Here is a 14,159-nt window from a genome sequence, read left to right as displayed (position 1 = left end):
AGCACCTGTTATCTTTCGGTTGATTGACAAACATCAAGACGTCCTTTACCATTTTCATATCTTTTCAAAAAATCAGAAAGAAGGAACGGAACAGCCTATGAATCCAATTCAGCATCTATTAGATACATACCCGCTTATCGTGTTAGACGGCGCGATGGCAACCGAGCTTGAACGCAAAGGCTGCGACTTGAATGACAGTCTCTGGTCGGCAAAAATTCTGATGGAGCAGCCGGACCTGATTAAACAAGTTCATACTGATTATTTTGCAGCAGGCGCCGACTGTGCGATCACCGCCAGCTATCAGTCTACGTTTGAAGGCTTTGCCGCACGCGGGCTCAGCGAAGCGGAAGCCCGCCGGCTTATACAGATGTCCGTCAGCATTGCGGCCGAAGCACGTGATGAATTTTGGGCACAGAAAGGTAACCGCTTGAATCGGCCAAAACCGATCGTTGCGGCCTCTGTCGGCCCGTATGGCGCCTATCTTGCGGATGGCTCTGAGTATCGCGGAAACTACGGAATCTCTGAGGATGAGCTGGCTGAATTTCACCGCCCCCGTATGAAAGCCCTGATTGACGCCGGTGCGGATGTTTTGGCATGTGAAACGATTCCATGTCTTACTGAGGCAAAAGCAATTGTCCGTCTGCTGAAGGAATTTCCTGAAACATATGCGTGGTTCAGCTTCAGCGCGAAAGACGGTCTGCATATCAGTGACGGAACCCCTGCCGCTGAATGCGCGTCATGGCTTGATCAGCACAGCCAAGCGGCGGCGGTCGGGATCAACTGCACTCCGCTTCAGCATATCCCTTCATTGATTGCTGAGCTAAAGAAGAACACTTCTAAACCGATTATCGTCTATCCGAATTCAGGCGAACAGTATGATCCGGACACCAAAACATGGAACGGCGCAGCATGCGGCGAGCCTTACGGACAAAGCGCGCGCATCTGGTATGAAAACGGAGCAAAGCTGATTGGCGGCTGCTGCCGGACAAAACCGGAGGATATTAAAGAAATCGCCGGCTGGGCCCGGACTTTAAAAACCACTTGACTTATCGGAATAGTTTGTATATTCTAACCTAAAAGCCGGCTTGCCGGAATCTCGTGTCACCCGCTGACATGAGATTTTTTATTAGGAAGCCATCAAATCGCCGTATAGAAAGTTGGAAAAAGATGAAATCCGCTCACAACAAGAATGAGACAAACTTTCAGAGAAGTATGAAAAGCAGACACCTCTTTATGCTTTCATTAGGAGGCGTCATCGGAACCGGTCTGTTCTTAAGCTCAGGCTATACCATACAGCAAGCAGGCCCTGCCGGAACCATCCTTGCGTACTTAGTCGGGGCGGGAATTGTCTATTTGGTCATGCTGTGCCTTGGCGAATTGTCTGTAGCCATGCCAGTGACAGGCGCGTTTCATACCTATGCAGCAACATACATAGGGCCGGGCACAGGTTTTACGGTCGCCTGGCTGTACTGGCTCACATGGGCCGTTGCATTGGGATCTGAATTTACAGCGGCAGGCCTGCTAATGCAGCGCTGGTTCCCCGATACGTCTGTTTGGATGTGGAGCGCCGTTTTTGCTTTGTTGATTTTCTTGCTCAACGCGTTTTCAGTTAAGTTTTTCGCTGAATCAGAGTTTTGGTTTTCCAGCATTAAAGTATTAGCCATTGTATTATTTATTCTTTTAGGCGGCGCCGCTATGTTCGGCATCATCCCGATCAAAGACGGGGGCGCTGCTCCGATGCTGTCAAACTTCACAGCGGAAGGCGGGCTCTTTCCGAATGGATTTGTCCCCATTTTCATGACCATGCTGTCTGTCAACTTTGCCTTCTCAGGAACTGAGCTGATCGGAATTGCCGCGGGAGAAAGCGTCGATCCCGACAAGACCATACCAAAAGCGATTAAAACAACGGTCTGGCGCCTCTCACTCTTTTTTATCGGAACCATTTTTGTACTCTCAGGACTGATTCCGATTCAAGAAGCGGGCGTTATCAAAAGCCCATTCGTTGCAGTCTTTGACAGAGTCGGTGTACCATACGCAGCTGACATCATGAACTTTGTCATTCTGACAGCCATCCTGTCAGCCGCTAATTCCGGCCTTTACGCTTCGTCCCGTATGCTTTGGTCACTGTCAAAAGAACAGACGCTTCACCCAACATTTGCAAAGCTGACATCAAAGGGAATCCCGCTAAACGCGCTGGTGTTCAGCATGATTGGCGGCATCCTGTCATTACTGTCCAGCGTATTTGCGCCAGACACGGTGTACGTTATACTCGTGTCGATTTCCGGCTTTGCCGTCGTTGTCGTTTGGATGGGCATCGCCGCTTCTCAATTCATGTTCAGAAAACGTTATCTGGAAGCGGGAAACAAGGTCACAGATTTGAAATACCGAACGCCTTGGTACCCATTTGTGCCGATTGCCGCATTTCTTTTATGTCTGGCATCCGTGATTGGCATTGCCTTTGATCCGAATCAAAGAATCGCGTTATATTGCGGTGTGCCGTTTATGGCCATCTGCTATGCGGTGTATTACACGAAAAACCGCAAAAGCCGTCCGGCCGCTGATATGACCCATTCAAAATAAAAGAACCTGCCCCAAGGCAGGTTCTTTTTCTCTCCTCATACTTCCACTGTCCAACGAAACGGATCTTTCACTTTTCCAAGCTGAATATCGGTTATCGTTTGATACAGCTTTTTTGAGATTTCTCCTATTTGCCTGTCGTTCACAATCACCGTTCTTCCATGAATATTGAGTTCGCCGACAGGTGTAACAACTGCAGCTGTGCCTGTGCCGAATACCTCTGTCAATTCTCCTCGTTCGGAGGCTGCATAAATATCATCGATCGATATCCTTTCTTCCCGGACCGGGATGTCCCAGCTTCGGATCAGCTCAATAGCAGAAGCTCGTGTAATCCCGCTCAAAATGCTTCCGCTTAATGCAGGAGTAACAACTTCTCCATTTATGACAAAAAAGATATTCATGCTCCCTACTTCTTCCGCGTATTTCTTTTCAATGGCATCCAGCCACAGCACCTGATCATAGCCTAATTCATTCGCCTTCTGCTGCGCCTGAAGACTCGCCGCGTAATTTCCTGACGTCTTGGCATTTCCGACTCCGCCATTAACTGCCCGCACAAACTCATCTTCCACATAGATGTTAATCGGCTGCAGCTGATCGCCATAGTAAGAGCCGACAGGCGAAAGCACGATCATAAATGTATAGTTTTTTGACGCCTTTACACCGAGACTCGGTTCAGTGGCAATAACAAACGGACGAATATACAGCGACGTTCCCTTTTCCCTCGGAACCCACTCTTTTTCCAGCTCGACCAATTGCGTCAGTGCCTCCAGCACCAGCTCTTCGTCTAAAGGAGGCATACTCATTCGCTGACATGACCTGTTCAGCCTTTTAATATTTTGCTCCGGCCTGAACAGCAGCACCCTGCCATCTTCAGTTCTGTATGCTTTCAAACCTTCAAAAACAGCCTGGCCGTAATGGAAAACAGAAGAGGACGGATCGAGCATAATCGGTGCATAAGGAGTAAGTCTTGGACGATGCCAGCCCTTTTCCTCCTCATAATCCATCACAAACATATAATCTGTAAAGTATTTGCCGAACCCTAAGGATGAAGGGTCTGGTTTTTCCTTCTTTGATGTGATTTTCTCTCGTTCAATAAGCTTGTTCACTGATAAGCACACCTTTCTAGATAGATTTGTTTAAATTTTCTGTCAATTTTGAGCTGCAAATCGGTAATGCCTTTCTTTTTTTACAGGCGGTTTTCCGTTCTCATTTGATATAAGAGGGCTCAAATATAAATGTCAGAATATTCTTTATCGTCTTCGGCTATTATACACTACATTTAGTGTAAGATGAAGGTGAAGTTAAAGAAAAAACAGCCAGAGATTTTTCCGGCTGTTTTCGTTAAACTGCTAAAAACAAAATGACAGCATGACCAATCAGCAGAATATAAACCGCGATCCCTAACTGCCAGTTGACCTTCCGCGCCAATGCAAAAACAATCATCAAGGCCGGCAAAATAGCTGTTCCAGCCAGCTTATTGACCGTCAAATCCGGGCTGTTCGTTACATCATAATGAATCGGCATATCTGCCGGAAGAAAAGGATAAAACACCATAGAGAGTATGACAGCCGCAATGACAGACCCCCACACTACTTTCTCATTCATCAATAGAAACATAGAACCAGTCCTCCTCATCACTTCCTAAAACAATAAAGCGTTTTCTTTATCTCCCATTGCTTTACGATTGATATGACTGTTCTACGGTGAATTTCGTTCGGTCTCCTCGTGTAATAATTTGTGCATATTCTACTACTTCTTCATTTTTGTCATAGGTGAGGGATTCCGATAAAAACGCAGGCGCTCCAACATTGGTTAACAGGTGCCCGCTGATCGTTTCATCCGTTAAAATCGGTTCGATCGATTCCGTCCCCCTGCTGATTTCGATATTGTATTTTGTTCTTAATAATTCAAACAGAGATCCGGTGCACTCTTCCTGCACCAGCCCCGGTGCCGCTTTCCAAGGTATATATGAGGTATGGTATTGCAAAGGCTCACCCTCGACGTATCTGACTCTGACAAGCTTGTTGACAGGCTCATTCTCTTTCATTTTCAGCAGCTCGGCTATGGAATGATCGGCAGGGATCACCACAAGTTCAAGCACTTTTGACTCAGAACGCAGCCCCCTCATTTGTTCTGCAAAACTCGTAATCTTATGCGGAATCGGCGTTTGGATTTTAGCTGCCGATACAAATGTTCCTTTTCCCTGGATTCTCTGAATATATCCTTCAAGCTCAAGCTGCTGCAAAGCCAGCCTTACAGTTGTTCTGCTGACATCATATTGCTCGCAAAACTCGCTCTCTGTCGGCAGCTGATCATTCGCCTGATATTTGCCCGACTTGATTAATTCAATGATTTTAAATTTGATAACAGAATATAAAGCTGCCATTTCATCCTCCCCATTCTGTATGTAAACCGATCTTTTTGAATGAAACCATAATACCATCTGTATTTCTATTTTGAAAGATTTGTACTTCCTTTCGTAACAAATTTTCAGAAAATAACGTTGACAATTTTATGGCGATGGTGCTAAATTCGTAATGACAAATATCATAAATTGATCATAACAAATATGGTGCTTGTCTATTTCATTGAGGGGGTGTCAGATGAAGATTATCGTTGCTGATCATTATGAAGATCTCTGTAAGTTAAGCGCTAACATGATTAAGGAATATGTACAGGCAAAGAAAGATGCCGTTCTTGGTCTGGCTACCGGCAGCACGCCGATCGGCTTGTACAAACAGCTCATTTCAGACTATCAGGCAGGCGAAATTGATTTTTCAAAGGTTATAACATTTAATTTGGATGAATACGCAGGCCTCTCTCCATCTCATCCACAAAGTTATAACAAATTTATGCACGAGCATCTTTTTCAGCATATCAATGTTCAGCCTGACCATATTCATATCCCGCAAGGAGACAATCCCCAGCTTGAGGCTGAGTGCAAAGTGTATGAGGAACTTATCCGCCAGGCGGGAGGCATTGATGTGCAAATCCTTGGCATCGGCTCGAATGGCCATATTGGCTTTAATGAACCCGGCTCTGATTTTGAGGACCGGACACGAATCGTCAGGCTGTCTGAAAGCACGATACAGGCAAATGCCAGATTTTTCGGCGGCGATCCTGTACTTGTGCCGAGGCTTGCCGTTTCAATGGGCATCAAAACGATCATGGAATTCAGTAAACACATTGTGTTATTAGCAAATGGCGAGGAAAAAGCGGACGCGATCCAAAAAATGGCTGAAGGCCCTGTGACGCCGGACGTACCGGCCTCAATTCTTCAAAAACACAATCATGTAACCGTTATCGCCGATCAAAAAGCAGCTCAAAAACTGAAGAACTTATCATCCTTATAAAACAAATAGAAGGAGACTGTTATGTTTAAAAAGGCATTTCAAATTCTGCAACAGCTCGGCCGCGCTTTGATGACTCCGGTTGCCGTCCTGCCGGCAGCCGGCCTGCTGCTCCGTTTCGGTGACAAGGATTTACTTAACATTCCTATTATAAAGGATGCAGGCGGCGTTGTATTCGATAACCTGCCGCTGATTTTTGCCGTAGGTGTCGCGATTGGTTTAGCTGGCGGCGAAGGAGTGGCCGGACTTGCCGCTGTCATCGGATACTTGATTTTAACCGTCACGCTGGATAACATGGGAAAATTACTCGGCCTTCAGCCTCCTTATGAAGGGGCCGAGCATCTGATTGATATGGGGGTATTCGGCGGCATTATCATCGGGCTGCTTGCCGCATATTTGTACAAGCGTTTTTCATCAATAGAGCTGCATCCCGTCCTTGGATTTTTCTCAGGAAAACGATTTGTCCCGATTATTACTTCGGTCAGTTCATTGGTCATCGGTGTTATTTTCTCATTTGTTTGGCCGCTAATTCAAAACGGAATAAACGCCGCCAGCAGCTTAATTGCCGATTCAACGGTCGGCCTGTTCTTTTATGCGACAATCTATCGCTTACTGATTCCTTTTGGACTGCATCATATTTTTTATACACCTTTCTATTTTATGATGGGCGAATACACAGATCCATCAACAGGCAATACCGTAACCGGCGATCTGACAAGGTTTTTCGCCGGAGACCCGACTGCGGGACGTTTTATGATGGGCGATTTCCCTTACATGATTTTCTGTCTGCCGGCAATCGCGCTTGCCATCATCCATACCGCGCTGCCCGAAAAAAAGAAAATGATTTCCGGCGTCATGATTTCAGCAGCGCTTACGTCTATGCTCACTGGAATTACAGAGCCAGTTGAATTTGCTTTCTTGTTCGTCGCGCCTGTGCTTTATTTAATAAACTCTATTCTTGCCGGCGTCATCTTTGTCGTGTGTGATCTGTTCCATGTCCGTCACGGCTACACCTTCTCCGGCGGCGGAATTGACTATGTGCTGAATTACGGGCTTTCGACAAACGGCTGGGTCGTCATTCCTGTCGGGATCGTCTTCGCCTTTATTTATTACTATTTGTTCGGTTATGCGATTTTGAAATGGAATCTGAAAACACCCGGCCGTGAAGCAGATGAAGGTGATCAAAGTGAAGCCAAATCTCCTGTTTCAAAAGACCAGCTCGCCTTCCACGTATTGCAGGCGCTGGGCGGCCAGCAAAATATCGCCAACCTCGACGCATGTATTACAAGGCTGCGTGTCACCGTTCATCAGCCAAGCCAAGTAAACAAAGACGAACTAAAGCATCTTGGGGCGGTCGGTGTGTTAGAAGTGAACAACAACTTCCAAGCGATTTTCGGCACAAAGTCAGATGCTTTAAAAGACGATATCAAAACGATAATGGCTGGTGGTGTCCCGGCTGCCGCCGCGGCGCTTGATGCTGAAGCCGAGACCCAGCAGGAGCCTCCTGCCGAAGAGTCTTTTATATATCCGGTACAAGGAGAAAAACTCTCCTTATCCGACGTGCCTGACCAGGTATTTTCAGAAAAAATGATGGGTGAGGGTTTTGCGATTGATCCAACAGAAGGAAAAGTCGTTGCCCCCGCTGACGGCGAGATTGTATCGATATTTCCGACAAAGCACGCCATTGGCTTTACAAGCGCTGGCGGCACGGAAATGTTGATTCATGTCGGCATTGATACGGTGAAGCTGAGCGGAGAAGGCTTTGAAGCTCATGTCACGAGCGGCCAAACCGTCAAACAAGGCGAACTGCTTCTAACCTTTGATCTCAATTACATTAAACAGCATGCCGCTTCCGCCATAACGCCTATTATTTTCACAAATGTATCTGAGGAACAAATGAACCGTATGAACATGAAGTAAAAAGTCCCCCCTGACGAGGGGGGACTTTTTATCCAACATAATGAAAGCGCTATCAAAATAAATTTTTAAAAAAGGGGTTTGCATTTGATTCACGAATGGTATGAATAAGCCTCATCATATCATTCTAAAGGGGGATTCATTTGAAAAAATTTATCGCGTTTCAAATTTTAATCGCATTGGCTATCGGCGCAGTAATCGGCCACTTTTTTCCTGATTTCGGAATGGCGCTCAGGCCTGTCGGTGACGGATTTATCCGCTTGATTAAAATGATTGTCGTGCCGATTGTATTTTCTACCATTGTCATCGGAGCTGCTGGAAGCGGAAGTATGAAAAAGATGGGCAGCCTCGGCGTAAAGACCATTATCTGGTTTGAAGTGATCACCACTTTGGTGCTGGGCCTGGGACTTTTATTGGCAAATGTCTTAAAACCGGGCGTCGGGCTGGATCTTTCTCACTTAGCGAAAAAAGATATTCATGAACTTTCCGGCTATACAGAGAAAGTCGTGGATATCAAACAAATGATCCTCGATATTATCCCGACAAACATTATTGATGTCATGGCCAGAAACGATTTACTCGCTGTCATTTTCTTTGCGATTTTATTCGGTGTCGCCGCCGCTGGCATCGGCAAAGCCTCTGAACCAGTGATGAATTTTTTTGAATCGGTCGCTCAGATTATGTTTAAACTGACGCAAATCGTCATGGTGACCGCTCCTATCGGCGTGCTTGCCCTAATGGCCGCCTCTGTAGGCCAATATGGCATCGAACTCCTCCTCCCCATGTTTAAATTGGTCGGTACTGTTTTTCTTGGTCTGTTTCTGATCCTCTTTGTCCTCTTTCCGCTTGTTGGTCTCATCTTTCACATTAAGTATTTTGAAGTGCTGAAAATGATATGGGATCTGTTTCTGATTGCGTTTTCTACAACCAGCACCGAAACCGTTCTTCCTCAGCTTATGGATCGAATGGAGAAATACGGCTGTCCGAAGCGGGTGGTATCATTTGTCGTTCCCTCCGGCTTATCGCTGAATTGTGACGGATCAAGCCTATACTTATCGGTTTCCTGTATTTTCTTGGCACAGGCCTTCAATGTAGACATGACGCTGTCACAGCAGCTTCTCATGATGCTTGTGCTTGTCATGACCAGCAAAGGCATCGCCGCTGTTCCGTCGGGCTCCCTTGTCGTTCTTTTGGCGACTGCAAACGCTGTGGGGCTGCCTGCCGAAGGCGTCGCCATTATTGCAGGCGTGGACCGCATCATGGATATGGCCCGAACAGGTGTGAATGTACCGGGACACGCGGTCGCCTGCATCGTGGTTTCTAAATGGGAAAAGGCCTTCCGCCAAAAAGAATGGGCCGCCGCAAACGGACAAACGGAAAGCATGTAAACAAAGAACACCTCTCTGCATGAGAGGTGTTCTTTCCATATTATTCAGCGGCAGCGTGCTCTTCTTTTTCAATCGCTGCAAGTCTGGCGCTAACTTCTTCCGCCGTCATATTGTGTTCTTGTACATATAAGTTTCTTGGGTTCGTGCGGCATTCGTGGCTGCAGCTGCGCATATATTTGTATTCATTTTCCGGTGTGCATATGATTTTCTTATTGCATGATGGATTTGCACAGTTGACATACCGTTCACACGGTTCACCTGTAAAGTAGTCTTTTCCGACAATGACATGCTCGACACGGTTGACCGGCACACTGATTCTTTCATCGAATACGTAGCATTGGCCGTCCCAAAGCTTTCCTTGCACCTCAGGATCTTTTCCGTATGTGACGATTCCGCCGTCAAGCTGTGATACGTCTTCAAAGCCTTGCTTCATCAGCCAGCCTGAGAATTTTTCACAGCGCACGCCGCCCGTACAGTATGTCAAAATCTTTTTGCCTTCAAGCATCTCTTTATTTTCTTCGATCCATTCTGGCAATTCACGGAACGCCTCGATGTCAGGACGGACAGCTCCTCTAAAATGGCCGAGATCATATTCATAATCATTACGCGCATCAAGGACGACTGTATCAGGATCCTGCATCTTTTCAAAGAATTCTTTAGGCTTCAAATGCTTTCCTGTTGTTTCATTCGGATTGACATCATCCTCAAGGCGAAGCGTCACAAGCTCTTTTTTATGACGGACAAACATTTTCTTGAACGCATGATTTTCTTCTTCATCAATCTTGAACACCATATCCGCAAAACGAGGATCAGCTTTCATCGCTTGCATATATTTTTCAGTCTGTTCAAACGTACCTGATACCGTACCGTTAATCCCTTCAGCTGATACAAGAATACGGCCTAACAAACCAAGCTCCTTACAAAAAGCCAGATGCTGCTCTCTAAACACCTCCGGCTCTTCAATCGGAACATATTTATAGTAAAGTAATACTCTGTATTGTTTTTCCATGATATAAACACCCTGTTCAATGATATAGTTAGTTGTTATGCACACTCTTACTATATCATACAGGAAAACACCTCAAAGATGAACACATCCGCCCAGACTGATAAAAATATCCAAACTCTTACAAACCCAGGAGGCGAGAGGGTTTGCGGAAAAACAATAGTATTTTCCATTAATTCGCTAATTGTTTTATGTATTATCATGGATAGTTGTCAGATAACTATAACAAAAATTATTATTAAAATCATAACCCTGTGTTTAGCACAGGGTTATGCCACTTTACTTTATAATAACAGAAGGCGTTATATGCTCCAGCCAAATCACACCGTCATATTGTTCCTTCAGTATCATTTGCTCCTCCTTGAAACCCCAATACAGCGCTGTACGCGGCGTATACATCCATGAAGTTCCTTTGCTTTTTTTGGTATGGAGAAAATCAACAAAGACCGATGGATGGTTCGCAGCTTTCAGCAAGTCTTCAAGACTTCCAGCCGGCGGCGGGCTTGTTACCGGATTAACGGTCTTATTATCGGAGCTATCCAGACTGGCTCCAGAGTACGCATAGATTCCAATGGTATAGGTCTGTTTTTTCAGCCGCTCAGGCAAATAATCACCCATGTTAGGTCCGTTTAGCTGTACCCAGTCCTTTATCATTTTGGTATTCTGTTTGCGAAGATGGTAATTGTGCCCCCAGACGATGATCTTCTTTTTTGGATAAAGCGTTTCTGCAACCCACTGAAATTGTTCGGCCATCATGCGGTCTCTCATAAAGAATGAAAAATCCTCCATATTCTCCGGATAATCCATTAGCTTTTCTTTCATTTCTTCCAGCATGTATGTTTCCATTACGTCAATTCTCAACTGAAGGGAATGCACAAAGATCTCATAAGCTTTCGGCTCTTTCGGAAGGTGCGCTTTTAGCGTTGAAGCATGTGTGTCAGCGAACTTGATAAGCTCCCGGTAGTTTGTTACAAGCGCTTCCTTCTTTTGCGTAAATTCTTCCATCGTTTTGCTGTTTGACACTAAGCTGAAAAAATCATTTTCTGATTGAGAAAGCAGCTCGGCTTTTTCAGGGTCCGCTGCCTTTACCCATTGATTCGCAGCACCGGCAAATGAATTCCTCAGGCTTTGAATATCAAATCCAGTGAGAATAAGCGGATCGCCTTTCTCTTTTTGCGCTTTCATATAATCAAACAGTTCAACCACATCTTCTGTGTGCCATACGGGGTAAATGGATTGTTTCATCATGCTCTTCGGGGTTAATTGATCCATGTGAAGGTAGGATGCATTTGCTTCGGGAAAGCCAGACTCAAAGGCCAGTACATCATATCCCAGTTCTTCGTGGAGGTATTTGATCATGCGGACCTTTGTTGCATTCATCTCACCTGAGCCATGTGTGGTTTCTCCTAACTGGACGATTCGTTTTCCTTTCAGCACTTTCTTCAGAAATCGAAGATCTTTGTTTGAAGCATCGGAAGAATCCAGTGGATGGGCATTCCGTTCAATCCAGCGATCCCAATGTTTTTCTTCAGAAGCAGCACGGGCGGGCGCCGCAAAAGAAGAAAATGCCAGACAGACGATCAGCAGCGGCAAAGTCATTTTTACTAACTTATGTTTCAATTCTATCTCTCCTTTTCTGCTAGGTTCTCTAGTAATTACGAGATAGTTATAGAAAAAGTTTCCTTTTCAGTTATAAAAAAAAGCTTCTGCTGATAGAAGCCGTTTTTTTAAGAGCCTTTCATTGCCTGATGAAAATAAAACCGATACGTATTTCTCAAAAACGTTTCAACCGGAAGCTGCACATCCGATTGGTATTTGCTGATGATGAATGGAAACCGCTCCAATCCTTTTTGGCGCAAATCGTTCACTTGCTCTGCATCAGTTGCCGCCTCTTGCAGAACTGTTTCCACAATCGGCCAGCACGCTTCCTGCACCTTGTGAAGAGCCGCTCCATCTCCGGTTTGCTGATAATGTGTGATCCAGCTGATGATTTGTTTTTCCAACACTCTCACCTTTCTTCAAAAAAAGAGGCGCCGCTTCCATTTGCGAGCTCCTCTTCTTTACTCTCCATAACCTATCAGTTGCCCGACTTGGACTTCTTGGCCTTCTGTTACATCAGCAGACGGCCGGAACGCGTCTTTTTCAAAGATCAAAATGACGGTTGAACCAAATGAAAAGTACCCCAGCTCCTCGCCGATCTTCAATTGATCACCTGTGCTGGTCTGCACGATTGAGTTAATATTCATCGCGCCGACAGGAATCATCAGCACGTTTCGATTGCCGCTATTCAACTCATAAACAACTCGGTAATTTTTCGACAGTACATCTTTTCCGTATTTTAATCCTAACTGATTCACCGGGTATGAACGGTTTCCGAGTTCAGCCAGCTTTTGATATGTGCAGCTGATCGGGGAATGAAAACGGTGGTAATGCCGCGGGCTTAAATAAAGCACGACGAAATATCCGCCGTTGTATTGATGATCAGCGCTTTTACAGCCGGTCAATTCAGCAAATGAGTAGTCTTTTCCCTTTACCGTAAAGGTTTGATTCGGGTTGATCGTCCCTATCGTCTGAACGACACCGTCAACGGGGCTGACCACAGCATGCGCCTCTTTTGAAACAGGGCGCCGCTCCAAATTAATATTCCGAATAAACAATTCGGAAAGCGAACCGTAATCAGCTGCCGTTCCGTCTACATCATTCCAGTTAATTTGAAAGTGTTTAGAGAAGAGCGGAATGACCGGCTTACTGATTTTCGATTCGCAAAATCCTTTGATCAGGCAGGATGATAATCGATGGTTCGTCAGTTCTATCAATGATCGGTACAGAATCTTTACAGCCGTATTAAACATGAATAATCCCTATAACCCTTCCGATTGTAATAAAAATAAAGCACCACAAAAAGGCGCCGATCGCTGCATACGCGATATACGTTTTCAGCTCCATTTTGCCGATTCCCGAAAAATAACACGTCACATGCCGGACGCCTGGAATAAAATAACCTAATATAAGAGAATACGGTCCGTATTTCTTCATCCATTTTTCTACTTTCAGCATTCTCTTTTCTTTCAAACCGACCCATTTGCCATACTTATCGATAAACGGACGCCCGGCCTTTCTGCCGATCATGTAGCTGATCATCATCCCTAACAGGGCTCCGACAAAGCTGATAAAAATGGCAAGCTCATAATTCAGCACATCAATGTGCGTAAAATAACCGACGATTGTCATCATGACTTCGTCGGGTATCGGCAATCCAATAATTCCAAGAACAAGCATCAAAAAAATAGCGAGATAACCATAATCCGCTATCAGCTGCTGCACTAATTCCATCTTTCGGACTCCAGATTTTCTGCTGCGTGTTTTTTAAAATGAGGAAATTTCACTTTGCTCACCATTAAATAAGACAGCCCGCATGTGCCGAGCGCCAGCAGAATCGGGTTATTCACAAAGCATAAAATGACGAGACACATTGCCGCAAATGGAATCGGCATTCCGATAAACGTCGGAAGCTTGCTTTGTTCAACATTAAATTTAGAGAGCCGAAGCATTCCGCAAATACTGTAAGCCAGCGCGCATAGTATCCCGATAAACGGCAGGGCATATAAAGCGACACTGTAGGCGAGCATGGATGGCGCCACGCCAAATGTAACCAGATCGGCAAATGAATCCAGTTCTCTCCCCATATCAGATACAGCATTCAGCTTCCGCGCAGCCATTCCATCGAAGAAATCGAGAAACATGCCGGTAAAAATGAAAATCACTGCTGAATGGATGTTGTGAAATATTAAGGAATGAACCGCCAAAAGCCCGCAAATAAAGTTTCCTATCGTAATCATACTGGGTATATAATTCACAGTGTAACCAAACCTCCAATTGAAAAAACCTTATATCAACACGACGTTGTATATCGAATCAGCG

Annotated in this window: 14 protein-coding genes; 5 read left to right on the top strand and 9 right to left on the bottom strand. The window is 45.3% G+C overall.

Annotated elements, in window-relative coordinates; genetic code table 11:
* The first annotated feature begins 97 nt into the window (after nt 1–97).
* Together mmuM and mmuP are read left to right on the top strand one after the other, a co-directional pair.
* Nucleotides 98–1,045 (top strand): homocysteine S-methyltransferase, encoded by a 948-nt coding sequence (mmuM, locus tag UJ203_RS15295; protein ID WP_105991865.1) that lies wholly within the window; start codon nt 98–100, stop codon nt 1,043–1,045.
* A gap of 122 nt (nt 1,046–1,167) precedes the next feature.
* Nucleotides 1,168–2,580 carry an S-methylmethionine permease gene (mmuP, locus tag UJ203_RS15290; RefSeq protein WP_101860213.1) on the top strand — a complete coding sequence of 471 codons (1,413 nt, stop codon included), beginning with the start codon at nt 1,168–1,170 and terminating at the stop codon, nt 2,578–2,580.
* A 35-nt stretch (nt 2,581–2,615) separates the two neighbouring features.
* Here mmuP and UJ203_RS15285 read toward each other — a convergent pair whose 3' ends face one another.
* The 3 genes from UJ203_RS15285 to gamR all read right to left on the bottom strand — a co-directional run bounded on the left by UJ203_RS15285 (nt 2,616) and on the right by gamR (nt 4,963).
* On the bottom strand, nt 2,616–3,683 hold the full coding sequence (locus UJ203_RS15285) for a branched-chain amino acid aminotransferase (protein WP_322012038.1): 1,068 nt from the start codon (nt 3,681–3,683) through the stop codon (nt 2,616–2,618).
* Between the two features lie 235 nt (nt 3,684–3,918).
* Nucleotides 3,919–4,194 (bottom strand): DUF1648 domain-containing protein, encoded by a 276-nt coding sequence (locus tag UJ203_RS15280; RefSeq protein WP_024120076.1) that lies wholly within the window; start codon nt 4,192–4,194, stop codon nt 3,919–3,921.
* 61 nt (nt 4,195–4,255) lie between these two features.
* On the bottom strand, nt 4,256–4,963 hold the full coding sequence (gene gamR, locus UJ203_RS15275; protein WP_322012032.1) for a transcriptional regulator GamR: 708 nt from the start codon (nt 4,961–4,963) through the stop codon (nt 4,256–4,258).
* A gap of 217 nt (nt 4,964–5,180) precedes the next feature.
* Here gamR and nagB point away from each other — a divergent pair, with 217 nt between their 5' ends.
* The 3 genes from nagB (at nt 5,181) to gltP (ending at nt 9,232) form a co-directional block, all read left to right on the top strand.
* Nucleotides 5,181–5,930, top strand: a complete 750-nt coding sequence (nagB, locus tag UJ203_RS15270; protein ID WP_202852405.1) for a glucosamine-6-phosphate deaminase — start codon at nt 5,181–5,183, stop codon at nt 5,928–5,930.
* Nucleotides 5,931–5,951: 21 nt separating this feature from the next.
* Entirely contained in the window at nt 5,952–7,847 is a 1,896-nt protein-coding gene (gene ptsG, locus UJ203_RS15265; protein WP_322012028.1) for a glucose-specific PTS transporter subunit IIBC, read from the top strand.
* 140 nt (nt 7,848–7,987) lie between these two features.
* Entirely contained in the window at nt 7,988–9,232 is a 1,245-nt protein-coding gene (gltP, locus tag UJ203_RS15260; RefSeq protein ID WP_024120072.1) for a glutamate-aspartate/proton symporter GltP, read from the top strand.
* Between the two features lie 40 nt (nt 9,233–9,272).
* On the opposite strand, the gene UJ203_RS15255 is transcribed toward gltP, so the two are convergent.
* From UJ203_RS15255 to pssA, 6 genes are all read right to left on the bottom strand, one after another.
* The gene (locus UJ203_RS15255) at nt 9,273–10,241 is read right to left on the bottom strand and encodes a rhodanese-related sulfurtransferase (protein ID WP_044162111.1); all 969 of its coding nucleotides are present in this window, start codon (nt 10,239–10,241) and stop codon (nt 9,273–9,275) included.
* Nucleotides 10,242–10,517: 276 nt separating this feature from the next.
* Nucleotides 10,518–11,837: an erythromycin esterase family protein gene (locus UJ203_RS15250; protein ID WP_415859195.1), complete on the bottom strand. Its 1,320-nt coding sequence runs from the start codon at nt 11,835–11,837 to the stop codon at nt 10,518–10,520.
* A 128-nt stretch (nt 11,838–11,965) separates the two neighbouring features.
* Nucleotides 11,966–12,241 carry a hypothetical protein gene (locus UJ203_RS15245; protein WP_322012018.1) on the bottom strand — a complete coding sequence of 92 codons (276 nt, stop codon included), beginning with the start codon at nt 12,239–12,241 and terminating at the stop codon, nt 11,966–11,968.
* A gap of 57 nt (nt 12,242–12,298) precedes the next feature.
* A complete protein-coding gene (locus UJ203_RS15240; RefSeq protein WP_202852403.1) occupies nt 12,299–13,090 on the bottom strand; it encodes a phosphatidylserine decarboxylase in 792 nt (263 codons plus the stop codon).
* Nucleotides 13,083–13,571: a DedA family protein gene (locus UJ203_RS15235; RefSeq protein ID WP_024120066.1), complete on the bottom strand. Its 489-nt coding sequence runs from the start codon at nt 13,569–13,571 to the stop codon at nt 13,083–13,085. Before UJ203_RS15235 ends, UJ203_RS15240 begins: the two co-directional genes overlap by 8 nt.
* Entirely contained in the window at nt 13,562–14,095 is a 534-nt protein-coding gene (pssA, locus tag UJ203_RS15230) for a CDP-diacylglycerol--serine O-phosphatidyltransferase (RefSeq protein ID WP_024120065.1), read from the bottom strand. Before pssA ends, UJ203_RS15235 begins: the two co-directional genes overlap by 10 nt.
* Nucleotides 14,096–14,159 lie beyond the last annotated feature (64 nt).

It is taken from the genome of Bacillus sp. V26 (assembly GCF_034296245.1).
Taxonomy (GTDB): Bacteria; Bacillota; Bacilli; order Bacillales; family Bacillaceae; genus Bacillus; species Bacillus halotolerans.
The sequence above is the reverse complement of the archived record's forward strand: the minus strand, read 5'-3'. Positions and strand labels throughout refer to the sequence as shown.

Coding starts and splice junctions, on each gene's coding strand:
- mmuM (WP_105991865.1), top strand. CDS start 98: ATGAATCCAATTCAGCATCTATTAGATACATACCCGCTTATCGTGTTA.
- mmuP (WP_101860213.1), top strand. CDS start 1,168: ATGAAATCCGCTCACAACAAGAATGAGACAAACTTTCAGAGAAGTATG.
- UJ203_RS15280 (WP_024120076.1), bottom strand. CDS start 4,194: ATGTTTCTATTGATGAATGAGAAAGTAGTGTGGGGGTCTGTCATTGCG.
- gamR (WP_322012032.1), bottom strand. CDS start 4,963: ATGGCAGCTTTATATTCTGTTATCAAATTTAAAATCATTGAATTAATC.
- nagB (WP_202852405.1), top strand. CDS start 5,181: ATGAAGATTATCGTTGCTGATCATTATGAAGATCTCTGTAAGTTAAGC.
- ptsG (WP_322012028.1), top strand. CDS start 5,952: ATGTTTAAAAAGGCATTTCAAATTCTGCAACAGCTCGGCCGCGCTTTG.
- UJ203_RS15255 (WP_044162111.1), bottom strand. CDS start 10,241: ATGGAAAAACAATACAGAGTATTACTTTACTATAAATATGTTCCGATT.
- UJ203_RS15250 (WP_415859195.1), bottom strand. CDS start 11,837: ATGACTTTGCCGCTGCTGATCGTCTGTCTGGCATTTTCTTCTTTTGCG.
- UJ203_RS15240 (WP_202852403.1), bottom strand. CDS start 13,090: ATGTTTAATACGGCTGTAAAGATTCTGTACCGATCATTGATAGAACTG.
- UJ203_RS15235 (WP_024120066.1), bottom strand. CDS start 13,571: ATGGAATTAGTGCAGCAGCTGATAGCGGATTATGGTTATCTCGCTATT.